19 protein-coding genes and 1 tRNA gene are annotated in these 23432 nt (G+C 46.1%); 14 read left to right on the forward strand and 6 right to left on the reverse strand.

Annotated features, from left to right (window positions below):
• Positions 1-21 precede the first annotated feature (21 nt).
• The 5 genes from L5L91_RS12670 (at position 22) to L5L91_RS12690 (ending at position 6956) form a co-directional block, all read left to right on the forward strand.
• Positions 22-639, forward strand: coding sequence for an FKBP-type peptidyl-prolyl cis-trans isomerase (locus L5L91_RS12670; RefSeq protein ID WP_006083907.1), 618 nt, complete (start codon positions 22-24; stop codon positions 637-639).
• Positions 640-710: 71 nt separating this feature from the next.
• Entirely contained in the window at positions 711-1523 is an 813-nt protein-coding gene (gene dapB, locus L5L91_RS12675; RefSeq protein WP_105251661.1) for a 4-hydroxy-tetrahydrodipicolinate reductase, read from the forward strand.
• Positions 1524-1691: 168 nt separating this feature from the next.
• Entirely contained in the window at positions 1692-2852 is a 1161-nt protein-coding gene (gene carA / locus L5L91_RS12680; RefSeq protein ID WP_113941188.1) for a glutamine-hydrolyzing carbamoyl-phosphate synthase small subunit, read from the forward strand.
• 27 nt (positions 2853-2879) lie between these two features.
• Entirely contained in the window at positions 2880-6104 is a 3225-nt protein-coding gene (carB, locus tag L5L91_RS12685; protein ID WP_105251663.1) for a carbamoyl-phosphate synthase large subunit, read from the forward strand.
• A 120-nt stretch (positions 6105-6224) separates the two neighbouring features.
• Positions 6225-6956 carry an RluA family pseudouridine synthase gene (locus tag L5L91_RS12690; protein WP_263236755.1) on the forward strand — a complete coding sequence of 244 codons (732 nt, stop codon included), beginning with the start codon at positions 6225-6227 and terminating at the stop codon, positions 6954-6956.
• 73 nt (positions 6957-7029) lie between these two features.
• Here the strand turns inward: L5L91_RS12690 and L5L91_RS12695 are convergent, their stop codons facing one another.
• The 4 genes from L5L91_RS12695 to L5L91_RS12710 all read right to left on the reverse strand — a co-directional run bounded on the left by L5L91_RS12695 (position 7030) and on the right by L5L91_RS12710 (position 11474).
• The gene (locus tag L5L91_RS12695) at positions 7030-7803 is read right to left on the reverse strand and encodes a substrate-binding periplasmic protein (protein ID WP_263221765.1); all 774 of its coding nucleotides are present in this window, start codon (positions 7801-7803) and stop codon (positions 7030-7032) included.
• 216 nt (positions 7804-8019) lie between these two features.
• Positions 8020-9108, reverse strand: a complete 1089-nt coding sequence (locus L5L91_RS12700; RefSeq protein WP_028761511.1) for a methyl-accepting chemotaxis protein — start codon at positions 9106-9108, stop codon at positions 8020-8022.
• 265 nt (positions 9109-9373) lie between these two features.
• Positions 9374-10747, reverse strand: coding sequence for a magnesium transporter (mgtE, locus tag L5L91_RS12705; RefSeq protein ID WP_105251666.1), 1374 nt, complete (start codon positions 10745-10747; stop codon positions 9374-9376).
• 19 nt (positions 10748-10766) lie between these two features.
• On the reverse strand, positions 10767-11474 hold the full coding sequence (locus L5L91_RS12710; protein ID WP_263221770.1) for a hypothetical protein: 708 nt from the start codon (positions 11472-11474) through the stop codon (positions 10767-10769).
• 783 nt (positions 11475-12257) lie between these two features.
• Between L5L91_RS12710 and L5L91_RS12715 the strand changes: the two genes are divergently transcribed.
• Both L5L91_RS12715 and L5L91_RS12720 read left to right on the forward strand, forming a co-directional pair.
• Entirely contained in the window at positions 12258-13448 is a 1191-nt protein-coding gene (locus L5L91_RS12715) for an endonuclease/exonuclease/phosphatase family protein (RefSeq protein ID WP_263236756.1), read from the forward strand.
• A gap of 302 nt (positions 13449-13750) precedes the next feature.
• Positions 13751-14941 carry a class I SAM-dependent rRNA methyltransferase gene (locus tag L5L91_RS12720; RefSeq protein ID WP_011788387.1) on the forward strand — a complete coding sequence of 397 codons (1191 nt, stop codon included), beginning with the start codon at positions 13751-13753 and terminating at the stop codon, positions 14939-14941.
• Positions 14942-15135: 194 nt separating this feature from the next.
• On the opposite strand, the gene rpiA is transcribed toward L5L91_RS12720, so the two are convergent.
• Positions 15136-15798, reverse strand: a complete 663-nt coding sequence (gene rpiA / locus L5L91_RS12725) for a ribose-5-phosphate isomerase RpiA (protein WP_263140033.1) — start codon at positions 15796-15798, stop codon at positions 15136-15138.
• A gap of 251 nt (positions 15799-16049) precedes the next feature.
• Between rpiA and L5L91_RS12730 the strand changes: the two genes are divergently transcribed.
• From L5L91_RS12730 to L5L91_RS12745, 4 genes are read left to right on the forward strand one after another with little or no spacing between them, the layout of a single operon-like run.
• Positions 16050-16982 (forward strand): DUF808 domain-containing protein, encoded by a 933-nt coding sequence (locus tag L5L91_RS12730; protein ID WP_263149145.1) that lies wholly within the window; start codon positions 16050-16052, stop codon positions 16980-16982.
• A 35-nt stretch (positions 16983-17017) separates the two neighbouring features.
• Positions 17018-17950 (forward strand): 3'-5' exonuclease, encoded by a 933-nt coding sequence (locus tag L5L91_RS12735; protein ID WP_263149146.1) that lies wholly within the window; start codon positions 17018-17020, stop codon positions 17948-17950.
• The gene (locus tag L5L91_RS12740) at positions 17947-18105 is read left to right on the forward strand and encodes a hypothetical protein (protein ID WP_173243196.1); all 159 of its coding nucleotides are present in this window, start codon (positions 17947-17949) and stop codon (positions 18103-18105) included. The genes L5L91_RS12735 and L5L91_RS12740 overlap by 4 nt, the downstream gene beginning before the upstream one ends.
• Before the next feature lie 40 nt (positions 18106-18145).
• Positions 18146-19090, forward strand: coding sequence for a hypothetical protein (locus L5L91_RS12745; protein WP_263149148.1), 945 nt, complete (start codon positions 18146-18148; stop codon positions 19088-19090).
• 106 nt (positions 19091-19196) lie between these two features.
• Here the strand turns inward: L5L91_RS12745 and L5L91_RS12750 are convergent, their stop codons facing one another.
• The gene (locus tag L5L91_RS12750) at positions 19197-19535 is read right to left on the reverse strand and encodes a PBPRA1643 family SWIM/SEC-C metal-binding motif protein (RefSeq protein WP_263149149.1); all 339 of its coding nucleotides are present in this window, start codon (positions 19533-19535) and stop codon (positions 19197-19199) included.
• 381 nt (positions 19536-19916) lie between these two features.
• On the opposite strand from L5L91_RS12750, the gene L5L91_RS12755 reads away from it, so the two are divergent.
• The 3 genes from L5L91_RS12755 to L5L91_RS12765 all read left to right on the forward strand — a co-directional run bounded on the left by L5L91_RS12755 (position 19917) and on the right by L5L91_RS12765 (position 23269).
• A tRNA-Trp gene (locus L5L91_RS12755) sits at positions 19917-19993 on the forward strand.
• A 671-nt stretch (positions 19994-20664) separates the two neighbouring features.
• Entirely contained in the window at positions 20665-21876 is a 1212-nt protein-coding gene (locus L5L91_RS12760; RefSeq protein WP_263146834.1) for an NnrS family protein, read from the forward strand.
• A complete protein-coding gene (locus tag L5L91_RS12765; RefSeq protein ID WP_263236758.1) occupies positions 21860-23269 on the forward strand; it encodes an ammonia-forming cytochrome c nitrite reductase subunit c552 in 1410 nt (469 codons plus the stop codon). The genes L5L91_RS12760 and L5L91_RS12765 overlap by 17 nt, the downstream gene beginning before the upstream one ends.
• The last annotated feature ends 163 nt before the right edge of the window (positions 23270-23432 follow it).

The raw sequence follows: 23432 nt of genomic DNA on the forward strand, positions 1-23432 counted from the left end.
GATAATTGAGAGTCGTTAATTATGTCTGATAAATTCAGTACTGTTGAACAGCAAGCAAGCTACGGTGTAGGCCGTCAAATGGGTGAGCAACTGGCCGCCAATTCTTTTGATGGTGTGGATATTCCAGCCGTTCAAGCGGGTTTAGCCGATGCGTTTGCCGGTTTAGAAAGTGCTGTGTCTATGCAAGATCTGCAAGTTGCTTTCACTGAAATTAGCGGTCGTATTCAAGCTGCTCAAGAGCAAGCTGCTGCTGCTGCGTCTGCTGAAGGCGATGCCTTCTTAGCTGAAAATGCTAAGCGTGATGGCGTGACTGTGACTGACTCTGGTCTGCAGTTCGAAGTATTAGTCCAAGGTGACGGTGCTACTCCAACTTACGAAGATACTGTTCGTACTCACTACCATGGTTCTTTCATCAATGGTGATGTGTTCGACAGCTCTGTAGTTCGTGGCCAACCTGCTGAGTTCCCAGTTTCTGGCGTTATCGCTGGCTGGACTGAAGCACTGCAACTGATGCCAGTAGGCACTAAGTTGAAATTATTTGTGCCACATCACTTAGCTTACGGTGAGCGCGGCGCGGGGGCATCGATTCCTCCTTATTCAACTTTGGTATTCGAAGTTGAATTATTAGATATCATCTAATATTGAAAAAACGCCTAAGCCTGTCTTAGGCGTTTTCTTATGGAATACAAAGAAAGATTGAGGAGATTGAAATGAGTGGACAAGTGAGAGTGGCAATCGTCGGTGCCGGTGGTCGTATGGGACGCACTCTTATTGAAGCGGCCTACAATCACGACCATATTTTACTGGGTGCTGCCATTGAGCGTGCAGGCTCAAGTTTAGTGGGTGTGGATGCGGGTGAGTTAGCTGGTGTGGGTAAATTAAACGTCATGATCATGGATTCGCTCGATTATGCGACCGATGATTTTGATGTGTTGATCGATTTCACCGCGCCAGACGCCAGTATTGTCCATTTAGATTGGTGTGTTCGCCATAAGAAAGCCATGGTGATTGGCACAACGGGTTTCAATCATGCTCAAAAAGAACAGATCAATGCCTTTGCCGAGCAAACGCCGGTCGTGATGGCGCCGAATATGTCTGTGGGTGTCAATTTGATGTGGAAATTACTCGAACTGGCTGCCGAAGTCATGGGTGATTACACGGATATCGAAATTATCGAAGGCCACCACAGACACAAAAAAGATGCACCGTCGGGTACAGCCCTGAAAATGGGTGAAGTGATTGCTAAGACCTTAGGTCGCGATCTTGAAAAATGTGCCGTATATGGCCGCGAAGGGATCACGGGTGAACGTGACCGTGAAACTATCGGTTTTGCGACTATTCGTGCCGGTGATTTAGTTGGTGAACATACGGCCATGTTTGCCGATATCGGTGAGCGTTTAGAGATCACCCATAAAGCTTCGAGTCGTATGACCTTTGCTAATGGTGCTATGCGTGCCGCTCACTGGCTCGTGGAGCAAAAGCCGGGCTTGTATGATATGCAGCAGGTTTTAGGTTTGCATTAATATTAAAAACGCCGATATGGCGTTTTTTTTTGCACCCAGTTACCAGTGGGTGGACGGTTTCGCGTTTTTACTGTAAACTCGCTGGAATTTGTCAAAATTTCGTAAATTAGCGGAAATTGGTATCTTAACATAACATAAAAACATTATATTTCAGTGGCTTGGCTCTTTATGGAGGTCGCGTTGACAAAGTCTGCCTTACTCGTACTCGAAGATGGAACTGTATTCTCTGGCACAGCAATTGGTGCCGATGGTCTCTCTGTTGGTGAAGTTGTTTTTAACACTTCCATGACAGGATACCAAGAAATTTTAACTGATCCATCCTACTCACGCCAGATTGTAACATTAACCTACCCACACATAGGCAACACTGGTACCAATGATGAAGATATTGAATCCGATGGGGTTCACGCTTGTGGTCTTATCATTCGTGATCTTCCGCTCATCGCAAGTAGTTTCCGTAATCAACAAAGCTTAAGTGATTATCTCAAAGCGAACAATGTCGTTGGCATAGCTGATATTGATACTCGCAAGTTAACTCGTATTCTCCGTGAAAAAGGTGCTCAAGCCGGTTGTATTATGGCAGGTGCAGACTTAGACGAAGCAAAAGCGCTCGCCGCTGCCAAAGCTTTCCCCGGTTTAAAAGGCATGGATCTGGCTAAAGAAGTCACGACCAAAACTGCCTATCCATGGCGTAAAGGTAGCTGGCGTTTAGTGGGCGGCTTACCAGAAGATACGCCAGCAAATGAGCTTAAATACAAAGTAGTAGCCTACGACTACGGCGTTAAGCAAAACATTCTGCGCATGTTAGTGGACCGCGGTTGTGACGTTACCGTAGTGCCAGCTAAAACTTCAGCTGCCGAAGTGTTAGCGATGAATCCCGATGGTGTGTTCCTTTCGAACGGCCCTGGCGATCCAGAGCCATGCGATTACGCGATTGAAGCGATTCAACAAATTCTGAAAACCGACACGCCGATTTTCGGTATCTGTTTAGGTCATCAGCTACTCGCGCTGGCCTCAGGTGCAAAAACCTTGAAGATGAAGTTTGGTCATCACGGTGCAAACCACCCTGTGAGCAATATCGAGAAAGGTAACGTGATGATCACCAGTCAAAACCACGGTTTTGCTGCCGATGAAACGACCTTACCCGCCAATATTAAGGTGACGCATAAGTCGCTGTTTGATGGTTCACTCCAAGGTATCCATCTCACGGACAAGCCCGCGTTCAGCTTCCAAGGTCACCCTGAAGCGAGCCCTGGCCCGAACGATGCCGCCCCGCTGTTCGATCACTTTATCGAGCTAATCGACATATACCGTCAGAACGCCAAGTAGTACGCTAGCTAGGAGAAGAGAGAAGCAATGCCAAAACGTACAGATATAAAGAGTATTCTTATCCTAGGCGCCGGCCCAATCGTGATTGGTCAGGCATGTGAATTTGACTATTCTGGCGCACAAGCGTGTAAAGCGCTGCGTGAAGAAGGCTACCGTGTCATTCTGGTGAACTCTAACCCTGCCACCATTATGACTGATCCAGAAATGGCCGATGCCACTTATATCGAGCCGATTCACTGGGAAGTGGTCCGTAACATTATTGCTAAAGAACGCCCAGATGCGATTCTGCCAACCATGGGCGGCCAAACCGCACTGAACTGCGCATTAGAACTTGAAGCCAAAGGCGTACTGAAAGAATTTAACGTCGAGATGATTGGCGCGACTGCCGATGCTATCGATAAAGCTGAAGACCGTAGCCGCTTTGATAAAGCGATGAAAAGTATTGGTCTTGATTGTCCACGCGCGGGCATTGCCCACAATATGGACGAAGCTTATGGCGTACTTGATCAAGTGGGTTTCCCTTGCATTATCCGCCCATCCTTTACTATGGGTGGCTCGGGTGGCGGTATCGCTTACAACAGGGAAGAGTTCGAAGAGATCTGTTCACAGGGCTTAGAGTTATCGCCAACGAGTGAACTGCTGATCGACGAATCACTGATCGGTTGGAAAGAATACGAGATGGAAGTGGTCCGTGACCGCAACGATAACTGCATTATCGTCTGCGCCATCGAAAATTTCGATCCTATGGGCGTGCACACGGGCGACTCTATTACTGTTGCACCCGCGCAAACCCTGACTGATAAAGAATACCAAATCATGCGTAACGCCTCTATGGCCGTACTGCGTGAGATTGGTGTTGAGACAGGCGGTTCGAACGTACAGTTTGGTATCAATCCGAAAGATGGCCGTATGGTTATCATCGAGATGAACCCACGGGTATCGCGCTCTTCAGCATTAGCATCAAAGGCAACAGGTTTCCCGATTGCAAAAATCGCCGCTAAGTTAGCGGTTGGTTTCACCCTTGATGAGCTGATGAACGACATCACTGGCGGTCGCACGCCAGCATCATTCGAGCCTGCTATCGATTACGTTGTGACTAAAGTGCCACGCTTTAACTTTGAAAAGTTTGCCGGCGCCAATGATCGCTTAACCACACAGATGAAATCTGTGGGTGAAGTGATGGCGATTGGCCGTACTTTCCAAGAGTCACTGCAAAAAGCCTTACGTGGTTTAGAAGTTAGCCGTAACGGTCTCGATCCTGTCACAGACATGTCTAAACCTGAGGCGATGTCGCGTATTCGCCACGAGCTGAAAGAGCCTGGTTGCGACCGTATTTGGTACATAGCTGATGCGATGCGTGCGGGGCTGAGCTTAGATGAAATCTTTAAACTGACCAATATCGACCCTTGGTTCCTCGTGCAAATCGAAGAGCTGGTTCAGCTCGAAGGTGTTGTTGCTGAAGCGGGTCTGGCGGGTCTGGATATCGACTTACTGCGCAAACTGAAACGTAAAGGTTTTGCCGATGCGCGTCTGGCCGATGTATTAGGCGTGAACGAAGCCGAGGTGCGTAAGCTGCGTGATAAGTTCGACCTGCACCCAGTCTATAAGCGTGTGGATACCTGTGCGGCTGAGTTTGCAACAGACACGGCTTACATGTACTCAACGTATGAAGAAGAATGTGAAGCTAACCCATCGACCCGTGACAAAATCATGGTGTTAGGTGGTGGGCCAAACCGTATCGGTCAAGGTATTGAGTTCGATTATTGCTGTGTGCACGCGGCGTTAGCGCTACGTGAAGACGGCTATGAAACCATCATGGTGAACTGTAACCCTGAAACAGTTTCAACTGACTACGACACTTCAGACCGTCTGTACTTCGAACCCGTCACACTGGAAGACGTATTAGAAATCGTCCGTATCGAGAAGCCAAAGGGCGTTATCGTGCAGTACGGTGGTCAAACGCCATTGAAATTGGCCCGTGCCTTAGAAGCTGCTGGCGTACCTGTAATTGGTACTAGCCCAGATGCCATCGACCGCGCCGAAGACCGTGAGCGTTTCCAGCAAGCTATTCAACGCTTAGAGATGAAGCAGCCTGAAAATGATACCGTGACTACGGTTGAAGGTGCTGTGATTGCCGCTGAGCGTATCGGTTATCCGCTAGTTGTGCGTCCATCCTATGTACTGGGCGGCCGCGCGATGGAAATCGTCTATGATAAGCAAGATTTGCTACGTTACTTCAACGAAGCCGTGAGCGTATCGAACGCGTCGCCAGTATTGCTCGATCGCTTCTTAGATGATGCGATTGAAGTGGATATTGATGCAGTATGTGACGGCGAAATCGTGGTGATAGGCGCGATTATGGAGCATATCGAACAAGCGGGTGTTCACTCTGGTGACTCAGGTTGTTCTCTACCGCCATACACGCTAAGCCAAGAAATCCAAGATCGCATGCGCGTTCAAGTCGGCAAGTTGGCGATGGAACTCGGTGTTGTCGGTCTGATGAACGTACAGTTCGCCGTGAAAGATAACGAAATCTATATGATTGAAGTTAACCCACGTGCTGCCCGTACTGTGCCATTCGTGTCTAAAGCGACCGGTGTGCCTTTAGCTAAGATCGCCGCGCGTGTGATGGCGGGTCAAAGCTTAACGTCGCAAAACTTCACTAAAGAAGTGATCCCACCTTTCTACTCAGTGAAAGAAGTGGTGTTGCCCTTTAACAAGTTCCCAGGTGTTGACCCACTGTTAGGCCCTGAAATGCGCTCTACCGGTGAAGTCATGGGCGTGGGCGATACGTTCGCCGAAGCCTATGCTAAGGCGCAGTTAGGTGCGACTTCTGAGGTGCCTAAGTCGGGCCGTGCATTATTGTCTGTGCGTAACAGCGATAAGAAACGCGTTGCCGATTTAGCGGCTAAGTTAATTGAGCTCGGTTATCAAATCGATGCGACTCATGGTACTGCGGTTATCCTAGGCGAAGCGGGTATCAACCCACGTTTAGTGAACAAGGTGCACGAAGGGCGTCCACACATTCTCGATCGCATCAAGAATGGTGAATACACTTATATCGTGAACACTACCGAAGGTCGCCAAGCGATTGAAGATTCTCGTCAATTGCGCCGCGGTGCACTGCGTTACAAAGTTAACTACACGACGACCATGAATGCTGCATTCGCCACTTGTATGGCCCATGCCGCCGATGACCGTACTAACGTGACGTCAGTACAAGAACTGCATCTGCGCGTATTGGCTAAATAAGCCACAGGGTTAATGCCGTTAATTAGAGGGCCGCATAACTTAGGTTATGCGGCCTTATTATTTCGTCCATTTTGAGCGCTTCGTTCATTTTATCTTCTACTTAGATTGCCTGAGAAAACTATGCCTGCGCCAGCCGATAGCCTTGCCAAAGTCGATACTTTTATTGCGCCGCCTTGCCTCGGGCAAATACGCGTGCTTTATCAAGATAACGATATTCTACTGATTGATAAGCCGAGCGGATTATTGAGTTTGTCGGGGAAGAATCCGCTGAATCTCGACTCAGTGCATTATCGTTTAGTGCAGGATTTTCCGACGGCCACTTTGCTGCACAGGCTCGATTTTGGCACTTCCGGTATCATGCTGGTGGCGCTGAATAAAAGCGTGAATGGTTTGCTGACAAAACAGTTTCAGGCGCGCACGGTTGAAAAGCGTTATACCGCCTTGCTGCACGGGCATTTAGCCGCTGACAGCGGGGTGATTAATCTGCCGATCGCTAAAGATGTTGAGCATTTCCCACTGCAGAAGATCTGCCATAGCACAGGCAAAGTTGCGATCAGTGAATATCAGGTGCTGGAACGATTAACCGAACCTTTCGCCACGCGGGTCGAATTTATCCCTGTTTCTGGCCGAACCCATCAACTGCGGATCCACAGTCAGCAATTGGGTCACTCAATACTGGGGTGCGATCTCTACGGTGGCGTGGGTGAGTGCGTGACTGATAAGGCTGATGCAGATGAAGCTGATATCACTAATACGACGAGCAGCAGATTAATGCTGCATGCGACCCGCTTAGCGTTTAACCATCCTATCAAGGGTGAGCGTATCGACTGGGTTTGTGAGTGTCCTTTTTAAGCGCTTTTAAAAGAGCAATAGAGTTTAACTCTCAGCATTCAGCACTTAGCACGTAGAATTTAGAGCAATGGGTTTAGTTGCTAAACCCGATACGTTCGGTCTGCATTGGCGGCGTATCGTTGGGGAGCCAAGTATGGTAAATCGTTGCGAAGGTGCCATCTGCTTTTATCGCTTCTAGGCTGTTTTTCCACTGTTCGATCACATCATTGGGTGTGCCTTGTGAAAAGGCAATATAAAGATGATTAGCACTAATCGTGAAGAGCGACTCTACGTCATCAATGCTCGCGCCCGCATCCGACAGAATACTCGGCGCGGTGAGATTGGCATTACACCAAAGATCGACACGTTGCTTCATCAATTGTTTGGCACTCAATAAGGGCTCGGATGAGGCCGCAACATTCGTAAATCCCAGTTCGAGCAATAGGCGTTCTTCCACCGAGGCACGATAGACACCAATTGCCTTAGCTGTCTTTGCATCATCTATAGTGGTTATTTTTATACCGCTATTTTTTAAGGCATAAAAATTAGTCGTGCCGATAGCAACAGGCCCAATCATAGTAAACATTTGCTCCCTTTCTGCTGTGCGCGTCATAGTAAACAGCACAGTATTAGGTTGCTCGGTCAGCATTTTCCAGCCGCGAGCCCAAGGTACGACCTTGATTGGATCTGGGTTGTTTATGCGCTTTTGAATTTCTTGTACTACCTGTACAGCTAAACCATCGGGTTTGCCATCGACAGAAAAGCTGATTGGTGACCATTCTTCGGTATAGATGTTGAGCGGCTGCGCGCGAAGAGAAACTGCGCTGCTAAGGGTGAGTGATAACAATAAACTTGTGACTAATTTCATTAATAACCCTAAAAATTAGAATGTTATAATTGAGTCTCACTGCTTGCTCTTGAAACGATTAAAGATGAAGGCTGTGTTTAAATCAAGTATAGCTAGGGGTTCATTTTCTAAGATTAAATTTACTATACCGTTTTGAACGATAAAAAAAGAGCGCTTGTATGGCGCTCTTAGGTAGGCTTATTTATGGGCGATAGCTTATCTTTCTGTGCCTATATATCACGCTCGATATACATCACGCATAAGGTTATCAATGCAATGCACAACACGCATACTGGCGTCTTCCATTGAGTGCAGTTGTTTGACCATCTCAGGCAAATTACCTTTTTGTCTCGCATTGAGCGCCGCTTTTCCTGCCTCGTGTACCGCTTTATGTGGTGCATCTAATGCTTTGAAGTTACTTAAATGCTGATAATTCTCGGCACCAAATCCTTTGAAATACCATTGCCCTAGGCGGCACTCAGTGTGTGAGTTCACATTGTGGTTATGCTGTGGTTTTTCAATTAATTGATAAACACTACTTTTCCAGACTGCGTGGTCGAGCTTAGTGGTATTCAAGAATGACGCTGTGGCTGCGTTATGGATAACGTGCTGCATTTGTTTTGAGCGTTGCAGGACATCTTCAACGACTTGACCAATTTGGGTTGAGGAGGTGGCTACATCAACGGCACTACTTTGATTATTATGAACAATTTCTTTAATCTCAGCCGCTTGCGCGACGATTTGTTTCACGAGTTTTTCAATATGGCTACTGGCTTCATGGGCTTTGCTTGCAAGCTGGCGCACTTCATCGGCCACCACGGCAAACCCCCGTCCCGCTTCGCCTGCACGGGCGGCTTCAATGGCGGCGTTCAATGCCAGCAAGTTTGTTTGTTCTGAAATTCCTTGAATAGCCGCGACAAATTGATTGATTGAAGAGGTCGTAGCATCGAGTTCTGTGACAGCTTTCATGCTGTTCGATGCTTGATCATTAATATAAGTTGCTCTAGTGCCTAAATTGGCAATGGCCACACGGGTTTGATCAAAAACGTGATTGAGTTCAGACAGTGATTCTTTTTCCGCAGAGAGTAATTCGGCACTGCTGGCTAAGCCTTCGCGCACGGCATTAAGCATATCTCCGCCTAGGTTTTGGCAGGCGATCACTTCAGTGTAGTGGTCTGCATTTTGGCGCGACTGTTGCTGCATAGTCTCATTTTCACGGATCATGCCACGCAGTTCATCTATTTCATTTTGGTGTTGGCGTTCTAGTTGGATGAGTCGCTCTTTTAGCGCCTGGTTTTCAGCTTTGAGCTGGGAATTAAACCACATATAAAACCTCTCAAGTCGCTAGGACTATCACTATTGCTTATCGACTTACTGTGACTGGGCTCAGCGGTAAATACTGCAATGTTAATAAAAAGTAAAACGATTCAGGTATGGAAATATTAACTGATCTTTAAGCTTTATTCTTAATTTTTTTAAGGTTATTGAAGCTTTTATGCTTTGTCATAAATGGGTTAGTACTATCGAATGATAAGTGAACCACGCTAAGGTTAACTTAGCTTGGTTCACTTTGAGGTCTTAGGTCTTAGGCCTATGGCATAGGTAAGTCGAGCACCACTGTGGCTATGCTGAAATACACGAGTACACCTATGATATCGGCGATGGAGGTGATGAGTGGCGCACTAGCGGCCGCAGGGTCCATCTTTAACTTGCTCAGTAAGAAAGGCAGAGACATACCAATCAAGCTGCCAATAATCACCACAATTTGCATTGTGAGTGCCACAACCAGCGCGATTTCAGGTCCGCCGCGCCAAAATCCTAGCAAGGACACTGCCGCTGCCATGCTGGCTCCTAATAATCCGGCGACAAATAACTCGCGCCCTAGCATAGATAACCAATCCTTGAGAACCACTTCCCCTGTGGCTAAGCCACGTACCATTAAGGTCGCCGATTGTGATCCCGCATTACCGCCGCTATCGATCAGTAGCGGCAGGAAGAAGACTAAAGAGACATAACTGGCAATCGTGTCTTCGAAGAAGGCGATACCGGCCCCTGAGAAGATATTACCAAAGACCAAAATCACCAGCCAAACCACGCGCTTGCGGTAGAGTAAGCCTATGCTGGCGGTCTTAAGGTTATGGTCAATATTGCCGATGGCCGCAGTTTTTGTGAACTCAAGATCCGCCTGTGAGCTGGCGATATCCATAGCATCATCATAGGTGACGATACCGACGAGCTGGCCTTTGCCATTGACTACTGGCAGCGCCATTAAGTCGTAATGGGCGATCATCTGCACCGCTTCTTCGCGAAAGGCATTGGCATCGAGCGCGACGGGGTCGGGTTTCATAAAGTCGACCACTCGCTCGTGCGGTTGCGCCAGCAATAACTGCCTTAAAGATACAGTTCCTATTAAGCGGCCTAACATATCCACCACATAGGTTTGATAAATCGTTTCTTTATCAGCAGCTTCAGTACGCAGAGTATCGATGGCTTCTGCCGCAGTATGGCGGCTATTCAGTAATGTGTAATCCGAGGTCATGACCGCGCCAACTTTAGCTTTATCATAGGCGGCGAGGGTGCGCATATCTTCGCGTTTGGCCAATGCTAGCGCAGGTAAAATCGCCGCTTGCTGGGTTTCATCAAGTAGATTATAGAGGTCGGCACGTTCATCTGCAGCCATGTGAACCAGTAGCGCAGATAGCGTGGTTTTATCTAATTGCTGTACTAAGCTGGCTTGCAATTCATCGGTCAGGTAGCGAAACAAATTGGCGCAAACCTTAGGTGAGGCCAGTTGCAATAATAGGACTTGTTGAGCTTGATTAAAGACGTTAAATACGGCTGCAATATCGGCAGGGTGGCGTTTTTCGGCTAATTCAGCCATGGCGCTGGCACTGCGTTGCTCGATAATCATTTGCAGGTTATGGATGATTTTTTTAGTGTTGTTTGTGCTGTTATTCATGTTCATAGTTCATTCTCTCAACGATCTAGTGACCAAAGTAAAAGGTGATGTCTGCGCCAAGTTGCAGCGCGTTGCCACGAAGGGCATTGCCTAAGCTCAATTCCAGCTGTAGCTGTTGTTGCGGTGTGTGTTGATAAGCGAACTGATAGGTAGTCTCGCTCAATTCTTTTTGATAAATCTCAGCTATCACGCGATGGTGACTACTGAGTTCATACGCCGCCGCGATACCCACAAGCAATTGGGTTGATTGATTAAACTCATGGGTAAAACCTACATTGGCATAGAGACTGACATCAGAATCGCCTAAGGTTTTGCCAAAAATGCCGAAGACTTCGGTGGCTAATTCGTTACTGGCATCGAGGTTTTTCTGCAAGTTAATCACCAGTGCGCTGTGCCAATCATCCTGTTGCTGCTCTGGATCTGAGTGGGAGTTTACGTTGAGTGGTAGCTTAATGCCGACCTCTGCTTGCTCCTCACGAATATCGTCATTGGCATTGGACGCTAATCCTAAATGCCATTCCCATTGATTGCGGCTGCAAGTCGTGGCCGCGTTTAATTGTGGGCGAGCATGATCCGACCTAGGTTGTTGCCAGCCCATTTCTAATTCACAGCGCTCCGCGAGGGCCGGATCATCTACTTCGAGATGGGATGCCGCCGCACTCATGCTGTAGTACAAGCTGATACTTGCACAGGATAAAGATCGCAAAATTGATGTGTTGTTTATGTAAGCCATATTTAGGCTCCTCAGATGTAAACCCATAGGTGTAAATCCATAGGGAAAACGAAGTCCACTGAGGCAAAAAACTTGCTTTGAGATGCAATAAATACACATAACTGAATCCCAGCAAAATGCTGGAATTGCTAAAGCGCAGCCATAGGCTCAGGCTTATTGTCTGTGATTGATATTTTTGGGGAGGCTGAGTGAAGAATGGTTCACACTACTACCCTGCTTAGCAGGTAGCAGCAAATATTGCGGGCTAGTGCTAGGCGTTAAATCCTGTCTTTTGGACAGGGCATCTACTGTCGCTTATGTGTGTGCCCACAGTGGGTCTCCGCAATGATTAAAGTCGCCACATTCTAAGGGACTGAAATGTAAAGTCAACCGCACATGTTATTACATATGTTTTTGTTTGAATTTACACTTTGAGGAAAAGTTAATTTTATGATCATTCTTGGGCTTGCGTGATTTTGTTGGGAGTGCTGGTGGTTTTGCGCACTATTCATTGTTATTTGATTGTTTGTTTTTTGGCTGGTGGTGGTTGATTTTTGTTGTCGGATTTAACTGTGATATTGAATTATGGTTTTTAACGGTATGACTTATCTCAGTAAGCTGTATTTGAGTCGCCAGAGATGAGTTAGCACTTTATCCATAATGGGGATTTGGCATTAGTGCACTTCGGGTATACCCTTGTCGTGCCTGCGGTGAGTCATTGTGCTCACTCAGATTAAGTCAGATTAAGTCAGATTAAGTCAGATTAAGAGAGTTTGCTGTATTCAGATTTGGGGGGATTAAGCTGTGGCACATAATATCGATGAGTTGGAATCAATTACTGCACCTATCGATCTTAAGTGCACCGCGAATATCAAGATCGCCAGTATCAATCTGTTTAACTTTATTGAGCCGCCTTTGGCTTACTATGATTTTGAAAATATCTATAGCCATGGGCAATGGCAGAAAAAGTGTCAGTGGTTGAGTGAGTTTCTCGCACATCGTCAGCCCGATATTGTGGGATTTCAAGAAGTGTTTAGCCCTGAACCGCTCAAACGAATCGCCAGTGAGCAAGGTCTAGTGCATTTTGCTGTCATTGATGCGCCAACTCTTATCAGTGATTACATTTATCGTAGCCCTGTGGTTGCGCTTGCCTCCCGTTATCCCATAGTGGAAATCAGCAGTGTCGAACCTGATGCGCGTTTAGTGGCAGCCATGGGATTATCGAGTGAATTTGCCTTTAGCCGTAAGGTGCTGCGCGCAACCGTTGAAGTGCCACATATCGGCAAGTGTGACTATTATGTGGTGCACTTTAAGTCAAAACGCGCCGGATTAGCACTTGAACCTAAGCTATTTGAACATCAACCTCTCGAACATCAGCCACTTGGTTTAGATAATTTAGCGCCCGCAGCAAGCATGAAACTGCATTCAGAAACCCAATTACTCACAGAGCAAGCCTTAGGCCGCTGGGCATCTACCATGCAGCGCGGCGCGGAAGCTGCATTATTATTCAATGGCATATTGGTACGCAGGCAAGAATCTAAACATCCCGTTATCGTGATGGGAGACTTTAATGACAGTCTGACAATGGGCGCCTTAGATGCGTTAACGATACAGGGCGAGAGTATCCACAGTAATGACATTAAAGCCGCTGGCCTTGGGCATTTATCCGATGCGGCATTAGCGGCGGTGTTTGCTCAGTATCAACTTAAGGATGCCTATGAGTTATTTATTGAAGCGAACTTGAGGGACAGTTTGACTGGTAATACCGCTTACCATAGGGAACACCGAGCGGCGACCCATTACTATGGCCCTAAAGGTTCAGTGCTGGATTATATTTTGCTTTCGAGTGAGTTTGATGCGAGCCATGGCCGCAGTTTAGCGCAAGTGGTGGATTATCAGACCTGCGATAGACACTTAGTTAGACCTGAATATGAACGCGACGCCTACAGTACTGACCATGCGCCCGTCATTGTTGAGTTAGCGCTACGTAGCTAAGTTCTCGTGTTTGCTTATTAATTCGTCTTATTTCAAATCATGTCAGTTGTCTTTATCGTGCAGGCATCTTTTCGCTACGGTTTTGTTAGCGTTGTGTCATTAACCATTCCTACATCATTTCGCATGAATATCATTCAGAATTAACCGTTAAAATAAGGTATGATCGGCCACCCGTGGATGATGGAAAATAAGCGCTGCGGCGCGTTCGGTACTCGCACTTAGGTGACATTGGGTATATCATCCGTTTCCCATTTTTTAGACAGCAGCCCTTTTTAGTGGCGGCACTATTTTTAAAGGCAACTATGGCTATCAGAATCAAACTTAAACCCGGCCGCGAGAAGTCACTTGAGCGTCGCCATCCTTGGGTATTTTCCAATGCTATTCATAACATTAAGGGAAAACCTGAAGCGGGTGAGACAGTCGATGTGGTCGCGCATGATGGTCATTGGTTAGGTCGTGGTGCTTGGTCGCCTGAGTCGCAAATTCAAGTGCGGATTTGGACTTTCGATCGCGAAGAGGAAATTGATCGCGCGTTTTTTGCCAGACGTTTACAGCGGGCGCAAATCGGCCGTAACGATTTAATCCGCGAGCAAGGCTTAACGGGTTACCGTTTAGTGGCTGCTGAGTCCGATGGTTTACCTGGGATCACCATCGACAGATATGCCAATGTGTTGGTGTGCCAGTTACTGAGCACAGGTGCTGATTTATGGCGCGATACCTTAGTCGAGCTATTGGCTGAGCAATATCCTGATTGCGCTATTTATGAGCGTTCCGATGTGGATTCCCGTAAGAAAGAAGGCCTGCTGCCTGTTACCGGTTTACTGCACGGCACTCTGCCTGAAATGCCGGTGATTATCGAAGAAAACGGCATCAAGATCGCCGTCGATGTGATTAAAGGCCATAAGACAGGTTTCTATCTCGATCAGCGTGATAACCGCGCCATTGCCGCCCGTTTTGTCAAAGATAAATCGGTATTGAACTGTTTTTGCTACACGGGGACTTTTGGTCTGTACGCTGCGAAAGCAGGCGCTGCCAGTATTGAAAACGTCGATGTGTCTTCTCTAGCCTTGGCGACAGCGCGCCTCAATATGCAAGTGAACGGTTTGAGTGATGACAATGTGCATTACAACGAAGCCGATGTGTTCAAGTTGTTGCGCCAATATCGTGATGAAGGCAAAACCTTTGATGTGATTGTGCTCGACCCGCCTAAGTTTGCCGATAACAAGGCACAGTTAAACGGGGCTTGCCGTGGTTATAAAGACATCAATATGATTGCATTGCAGTTGTTGAATCCGGGCGGCGTGTTATTGACCTTCTCTTGCTCAGGATTAATGCCTGCGGATCTGTTCCAAAAAATCGTGGCCGATGCCGCGCTCGATGCGAAACGTGAAATCCAGTTTATTGAACGCTTAAGCCAAGCGAGCGATCACCCTATCGGTAGCGCCTTCCCAGAAGGATTCTACTTAAAAGGTCTAGTTGCCAGAGCTTGGTAAGCCAGCGTTTGATATAAGCTGTCTGCGATGGGCAGCTGAGTCAGATAACATTGAACTATAAAAAAGAGCTATAAAAAGAACCATAAAAAGAACCATAAAAAATGCCAGCCCTTTGAAAAAGTGGCTGGCATTTTTACAGCGTATTTTTACAATCAGCAGCCTTGTGACTGCGATGGATTCTTTAAACGCAGAACTTATTTGGCGGTAAAGGTTTTTACGCCATCAGGGGTGCCAACGAGTAACACATCCGCACCGCGTTTGGCAAACAGACCGTTAGTCACTACACCGACTATCTCATTGATCTGACTTTCTAATTCTTTTGGATTAAGGATCTTAAGATTATACACATCGAGGATCACGTTGCCGTTATCGGTCACAACGCCTTCACGGTACACAGGATCGCCGCCAAGTTTAACGAGTTGACGCGCCACATAAGAGCGTGCCATCGGAATGACTTCTACGGGTAGTGGAAATTCGCCTAGTATGTTGACTTGCTTAGTGTTATCCACGATACAGATAAACTTCTCAGCCACAGCCGCGACAATTTTCTCGCGAGTTAATGCCGCGCCGCCACCTTTAATCATATCCATGCGGTCGTTGATTTCATCGGCACCGTCCACATAGACAGATAAACGATCGACGCTGTTTAAGTCATAAACGGGAATACCCAGCGCTTTCATTTTCTGAGTTGATGCCTCAGAGCTAGAGACTGCGCCTTCGATATCGGCTTTCATGGTCGCCAGTGCATCGATAAAGTGATTCACAGTCGAACCCGTACCAACACCAACAATGCTGTCTTTTTCAACGTACTTAAGTGCGGCCCAACCGGCAGCTTTTTTCATTTCATCTTGAGTCATGTTGACATCCTGTAACGGCAAATGAGTAAAAAATTCTGGGCTTAGTATACTCTTTTCCGATAAATAATGTGGCGCAATTCCACCGTGGGTGTGATCTAGATTGCAGGCATTTTCACATTAGCAAGCAGTCCCAATAACGTAAGTAACTTAAGCAGTTAAGTTGGAAAGCATTTCGCTATACGCAACTAATCTAACTAAGCTACTATGGCAAAAGCAGAATGGTTTATAGATGATTTGTAGAGGGATTTAGCATGGCAGGCGCGAGTTTATTAACCTTACTTGACGATATCGCATCAATTTTGGATGACGTAGCGGTAATGAGTAAAGTGGCGGCAAAGAAAACCGCGGGTGTACTGGGGGATGATTTAGCCCTCAATGCCCAGCAAGTGACGGGCGTAAGCGCCGATCGTGAATTACCCGTAGTGTGGGCGGTGGCTAAGGGATCATTCCGTAATAAGTTGATTTTAGTACCAGCAGCAATGCTTATCAGTGCTTTTATTCCCTGGGCTGTCACCCCTTTATTAATGTTTGGTGGACTGTTTTTATGTTACGAAGGGTTTGAAAAACTGCATCACAGTTATAGCCATAGAAAAGGCCAGCAACAACACGAAACCCAAGTAGAGAATGAGTTACCTGAGATTAAAGATTTCGCCGCCTACGAGGCCGAAAAAGTCAAAGGGGCGATTCGTACCGACTTTGTGTTATCGGCGGAAATTATTGCCATTACCCTTGGTATCGTGGCGGACAAATCCCTATCGACACAGTTTTTTACGTTAGCTGTCATTGGGATAGTCATGACCATAGGCGTGTATGGCTTAGTGGCGGCAATTGTGAAAATGGATGATGCGGGTTTGTACTTGAGCCAACGTGAAGGCGCCTCTGTATTAACTCAAATGAACCGTAAATTAGGTTTTGGTTTATTGAGCACAGCTCCCGTATTAATGAAAAGTTTAACGATTATTGGCACGGCAGCCATGTTTATGGTGGGCGGTGGGATTTTAACTCATGGCCTACACCTAGTCGGCGAGCAAATCCACCATGCTGAACAAGCGGTTGCTGCCATTGGTGTTGTTGGACCTGTGTTTGCTGTGCTGACGCCAAGTATTCTTAATGGCTTATTTGGTGTCGTTGCTGGCGCTGTTGCACTTATTGCGATGACAGGAATACAGAAATTGCGTAGTTAACGAGCTGCGCGCATCAACCATCAAGGATGAGCACGATGAAGTTAATGAAGTACTGTGTCTCCCCGAGTAAGCTGGCTTGGTTACGTAAAGAGTTTGGCAAAGATGCCGATGGGTTAATGGCGGCAATGGATGCTGCTGGCACGGCTTATCTTGATAACCTCAATGCCTTGACCGAGCCGCTGAAAAGTGAGCAGGTATCGGCCGAGGCTGAAAATGCGATTAAAGCTAAAACTCAACTTCAAGCGCAGCGTCAGTGGGCATATTTGTGGCTGCAGCAACGTATCGCTTTGACTACACGTATTGATGATATTGAACTTGCAGCGTTAGCAGCTTTTGAATTTCAACATGTCCGCATCGAGGTAGTTGATCCGTCGGAGTTTAATACAGTATTAGCACTATTACAGGCTGAGCAAGTCTTAGGTTTTGATACTGAAACCCGTGCAAGCTTTGAGCGCGGCGTGCAACATCCCTTGAGTCTTATTCAAATCGCGACAGTGGATACCTGTTATTTATTTCAGCATGCCATTTTGGGTGAGCAATTCACCCAGTTAAAAGCCTTATTAGAAGATGAAACCATACTCAAAGTCGGGGTTGGTTTACGCAGTGATGCACACGCTCTCAGGCGGCAATGGGGCATTAATGTCGCCTCAACATTAGATTTAAATTGGGCACTGGCTCAACTTGGAGCGGAGAAGGAAATGGGGACGCGCCAATTAGTTGCGGCGCTTTTGGGTGTACGTATCGACAAACCTAAAAAAGTCACCTTATCGAATTGGCAGCTCGTGCCTTTATCCAGTGCGCAAATTCATTATGCCGCAGCCGATGCCTTGGCCGCACTCAAATGCTTCAACGCGTTAATCACTCAACTGACACCCTTTTATCATGCATCGAGTGCCGCAAAAGCCGCATTATTCATTCCTTCAAGTTTGATAGTGCCCTTGGCGAAATATTTTAAGGATGCAGAATGAAACACAAAACCCAAGATGCTGCAAAAGTTAAAATCATGCCATTACATTCGGATGTGAGCTCGCAAGGCACCAGTACTTTAGGTTTGATTTATCGCGTACTTGGCATCTTGCTTCTGTTAAGTGTTATCACTTTTGGGATTAATGCTTGGGCATAGATAGCGGTATTGCCAGCAGTCGAAAATAAAGGACAACACTATGTTAGATGCTATTTGTGAACTCGAAACAGAGGATCATTTAATTGCGAGAACGACTTATAGTGTTTTTAAGTTTCAACAATTACCCGATGAGGATATCGAGCGTTTGCGGCAATGGTTAATTTGCCCCGCCTGCGGTGGTAAAGCATATTTCCGTAAAGCCTCAAAAGACGGTAAAGCCGCTTGTTTTGGCTCGCGATATCACCAAGCCGATTGTATTGAATTTAAACCTTCGGCACAAAAGTCCCGTGAGGAGCAAGATGCCATTGAAGTGCAGCAACAGCTGGTGGACGCCGATGCCTTAATGATCGACTTTAGCCGTAAACCTCGTCGCCATTCACCTGCAAACAAAGTTTCGACTGCAGAGGTATTAACCAGCAAGACTGAGCCAACGCCTAAATTGTCCTCTATGCCTGAGCCATCGAAAGCGTCTGTTGCATCGTCAGTGGATGATCGAATACAAGAGTCGAAAACAGGCTACCAAGTTAACACCGCTGAACATACCACTGAAAAACGAGTGCCTAGCCAAGGGCTCGAAAAGTTACTCCACAGTTTATTGCGCGGTACAGATTTAGCAAAATCGGATCTCTGGGTATACACAGACGCTGAGCGAAAATACCGTTGGCGGGCGAAGAACCTGTTTGTCAATTTTGCCGATGCGGACCCAAGCGACAATAAACCCCACATGTATTGGGGCACGATATCCCACACTGACCCGACGATGAGTTGGCTTAATCCTGCCGACAGCAAAGATATCGGCATTCCTATCGATGGGATAAAGCAACCATTATTAGCGCAATTTGAAATAGAAGATAAACGCTGCTTTGAAGGTGCGGGTTTGATTTTATTTGGTAAATGTTTTTGGAATAAAGAAAAGACCCGCAAAATTATTCAGCTATGGAATAACGATTTGCAGCGGATTTTTATCTCAAAGTTGGAAGATTAATTGGCTTTGGGGAGAGAAATTAAAAAGAGGGGAGAAAAGGGGCGATTCCCGACGCACAAAAGCGTTACAGCAAAAGTCCCTATCTATATCACGCTGATGAAAGCGCTTACTTGCCGCAGCACTTCTTGAATTTTTGACCGCTACCACAAACGCAAGGCTCGTTACGATTCGGTTTTTTCTCGAAAGTCGTGGTCTTAGGCTTATTTAATAAACCTTCTAATTCAACAATATCTTCAGCGACGTCGGCATTGACTTCGATATTGGCGAGCAGTTGGTGTTCGGCAACTATCGCGGCAACTTCGAGTTTACGCGCTTCGTCGGCAACAATTAATTGTAATGGTAATGCTTCTGTACCCGGTTTAGCGGCACGCTTAGTGTTGTAGCCATAGCTTTCGTGCTTCGGCTTAGGGGTTTTACGACCCTTGAAGAAAAATTTGTCAGACATGAGTGGTTCCGTCGAGCTGTGTATGAAATTGACGATGCTTATACTATAAAACGCCGATTTTATAAATCGAACTCAGATCTTTTTTCGATAAATGCGCGTCTTTAACCCTTAAGAACCTCAAAATGGCCGAAACGGCACACTTATTCGACGTCATCAAACTGATTTGTTGTGGGATCATTTAGTCGAGTTACTATTAACCTATGGGCTCTAAACTAAGTATCTACTACGTCATTAAGCTAATATGCGATGGCTTTTTAATCTCAGTGGCAGTTAAATCAACAGCAATAGCCTAACTTGTTTGAAAAACCTTCAGTTAATGAGTTTTGCCATAAAAAGTACTTTACCTTTGGAAGTGCTTTTAGCATAATGCCCCACGTCAACAGGGGTGTAGTTCCAATTGGTAGAACAGCGGTCTCCAAAACCGATGGTTGCGGGTTCGAGTCCTGCCACCCCTGCCAAATAAAACAACGGCTTGCATAGAAATATGCGAGCCGTTTTATTTTGTGTTGAATAAAACGAAAAAAATGATTTTGCTTGGATTGAATAACTCGCCATTTTTTAACGCTACCCATTGCTGGTACTATTTCCATTTTTTTGTTGTAACCCTCCACATAACTGCGGCTTGTAGGCTATTTGCTGTCAATGCTTGTTCATCAAATAGGTTGTTGGCGAAGTCACTAATCCGCCAGTTTCTAGCCTGATAATCGATGCTAAAGCGAGTTACCACATAATCATCTGCAACTGTTATCGCCGTTATAAATTGAGCTGCCTGTGCTATCAAAGTCTTGGCTGTGTTCGAAATAAGATAGGCCAATCAAAGCCACGGTTATTTAAATCAAAACGGTATTTCTCCCATCTAAAATTTACCAATGTGTGACTGTTTGTGCCGTTACCTGTGTAAAAGTTTGCATCGAACCTTTGTCCATCATGAACCCGCAGTACATTGATCAAGCCTATTAGCCGTCAGAAATGAGTATTCCACGACACTTTATTTTTTGTTCATCTTTGGGATCTTAGTTCCAAAATCTAAGATTTAGTTTGAATTGAAGGTCATAACAGTACAATATAAGGATTATATTGAATGCATCTTAAGTGTGTTCGTCATCGTTCTGCTACTCGGCTAACAACTATGCTAAATATTGATGATCCTACACAAACCGAACGTACTCACGCGTTATGGCGCTTAGGCTTTAGACCTTTTTTCCTTGGGGGAGCAATATTAGCTGCGCTATATATCCCTTTGTGGCTATTAACTTGGTTTACTCCCCAATATAGCTTTTTCCCTTCATCCTTTTGGAGCCAAATATTGCCGCTATGGTGGCATCCACATGAAATGTTGTTCGGTTTTGCTATGGCAATTGTGTGTGGATTTTTGCTGACAGCCGTTCAAAATTGGACCAACCAACCTACATTAAAGGGATGGCCACTTGCATTGACCTTTAGCTGCTGGTTACTTGCACGATTATTACTCTTACTCCCAATGCAGGTTCCGCTCATTTTGCCCGCCTTGTTTGATTCATTGTTCCTTGGTATGGCAAGCCTTACCCTATGGCGCTGCATTTATAAGGTGAAGCAATGGCGCAATATTGGTTTTCCGATCATGTTGTTTGCTGCACTCGTGATTAACAATGTCAGCTATTACGCCCTTTTTGAGCGCGACTTTATTCTTGCCAACCAGATCTGGCAGGCGATGTTATGGTGGTTAGCCTTACTTATCACCATAGTCGGTGGGCGTGTCATTCCATTCTTTACCGCGATGCGCATTAAGGCCACCAAAGCAGAACCCTTAACTTGGATTGAATACCCGCTGATCCTGACAATGATCTTGCTCGTCATTCAATCACTCATCCACCTTATACCTCTGGAAGTCGAGCGAGGCTTACTGCTCATTGCAGGGCTCTTGCAGCTGGTCCGATTTGCACGCTGGTTACCCCATAAAACACTGAAGGAACCTATGCTGTGGTCCTTGCATCTTGCCTATTTAATGTTGCCACTCAGCCTGTTAGCCATGAGTTGGTATCTCGATAATGAATATGCCTATCGCAGTTTGCTTCACCTATTTGCTATTGGCTGTATGGCTACCCTGTGTCTTTCGATGATTTCCAGAGTGTCACTCGGGCACACAAGTCGAAATATTTATGAGGGCCCTAAGATGATCTTGGCATTTATTTGCCTACCGTTAGCGGCACTGCTCAGGGCGCTAATGCCCATCTGGTTTCCGGCCCACACCCAAGTCTGGTTATGGTTGGCTGGCAGTTGCTGGTTTATCGCATTTGCACTGTTTGTATGGCATTACTTGCCGATACTTTCTCGCCCCCGTATCGATGGGCGCCCAGGTTAATATTGATGTTAGGACAAAAGGATACAAAGTGAAAACTTATTTGAAAACAGTTACATTGCTAAAAATGATTTGCTTGCTCGCCATAACTACATGTACATCTGTAGCGGCTTCCGATACTAGCAATCAACAAAAATACCCTAACCAATATCAATCTTGGCAAGCGACCTCTGAACAGGTCGAGCGCGAGGATATGCTCGCCAATTATCCCGCCAGCATCATACTCTGGGCAGGATCTTCCTATGCCAAAGAGTACCATAGCCCACGTGGACACCATTTTGCCGTTGCTGATGTGACGCATACTTTACGAACAGGTGTCCCCCCTAAGGCAGGAGAGAAAGGATTATCCGCTAGTTGTTGGACCTGCAAGACACCGGATGCCCCTAGATTGATTGAACAACTAGGATTTGAAGGATACTCCGCTAAAAACTTTACCGATCTGGGCAAAGAGATCCAAAGCGTAGTGTATTGCAGCGATTGCCATGAATCTGGCACTAATAAGTTAACTTTACCTCGCCCCCATGCCCAAGAGGCTATGGCTAAAATTCACCTGCCATTCGATAAACAAGATACCGATATGCAAGGTGCGCAGGTATGTGGTCAATGTCATGTCACTTACTATTTCCGTCCAGAAAAAAGTAATGTTGTAAATATTCCCTGGATTTTTGGCAGCACAGCCGACGATATTGAAAAATATTATGACACTCGCCGCTTCTTCGAATGGATCCATCCTCTTTCGAAAACGCCCATACTCAAAGCACGTCATCCTGAGTTTGAACACTGGAGTCGCAGTAAACATGCCGAAGTCGGTGTCACTTGCATTACCTGCCATATGCCTACCCAGCAGGATGCAAAAGGTGTTGAATTTACTAGCCATAAAGTTGATAAAGCCTTACCGCATTTTGATAACAGTTGCAGTGGCTGCCATAGCAGTAAAACCAAAATTGAAACCAAGCTCGCGGCCAATAAATTAACGATTGAGACCAAAGCTCGCGAAGTTGAAGCTCTGCTCGTCAAAGCCCACTATGAAGCCAAAGCGGCATGGGATGCAGGTGCTAAATGGGAGAATATGAATGAGCCAATTATGGCGATACGACACAGTCAGTGGCGCTGGGACTTTGCCATGTCTTCACATGGTTTGTATGCACATAATCCACAAGAAGGTAAGCAGCTTTTAGATAAAGCCATCGAACAAGCGAACGAAGCACGTCATCTGCTCGCTGGAATATTGAAGCAACTTAACGTGACTCAAGTTAGTTATCCAGATATCAGTACTAAGGAAAAGGCCCATCAAGCGATAGGGTTAGTTGAATCGGATTTAATCAAAGAAAAACAAAAGTTTATTGAAGATGATGTTAATAAAAACTGGCACCCTGTCGCAAAATATGGTTATTAGTTTATTAACGGGTGGCTGATAATTTGAGGGATTTTAAAGCTCAAAAGCGAGAGGAAGTTCGAGTATTTATGCTTTGATTCAGTGAGCGTTATGCCAACAAGGCTTGGTCGGTTCTACAGCGATGCTCATCTTATTTGCACGAGCAATAACTGCAGTCGAAATG

The organism is Shewanella sp. SM55, assembly GCF_025654025.1.
GTDB lineage: Bacteria > Pseudomonadota > Gammaproteobacteria > Enterobacterales > Shewanellaceae > Shewanella > Shewanella oncorhynchi.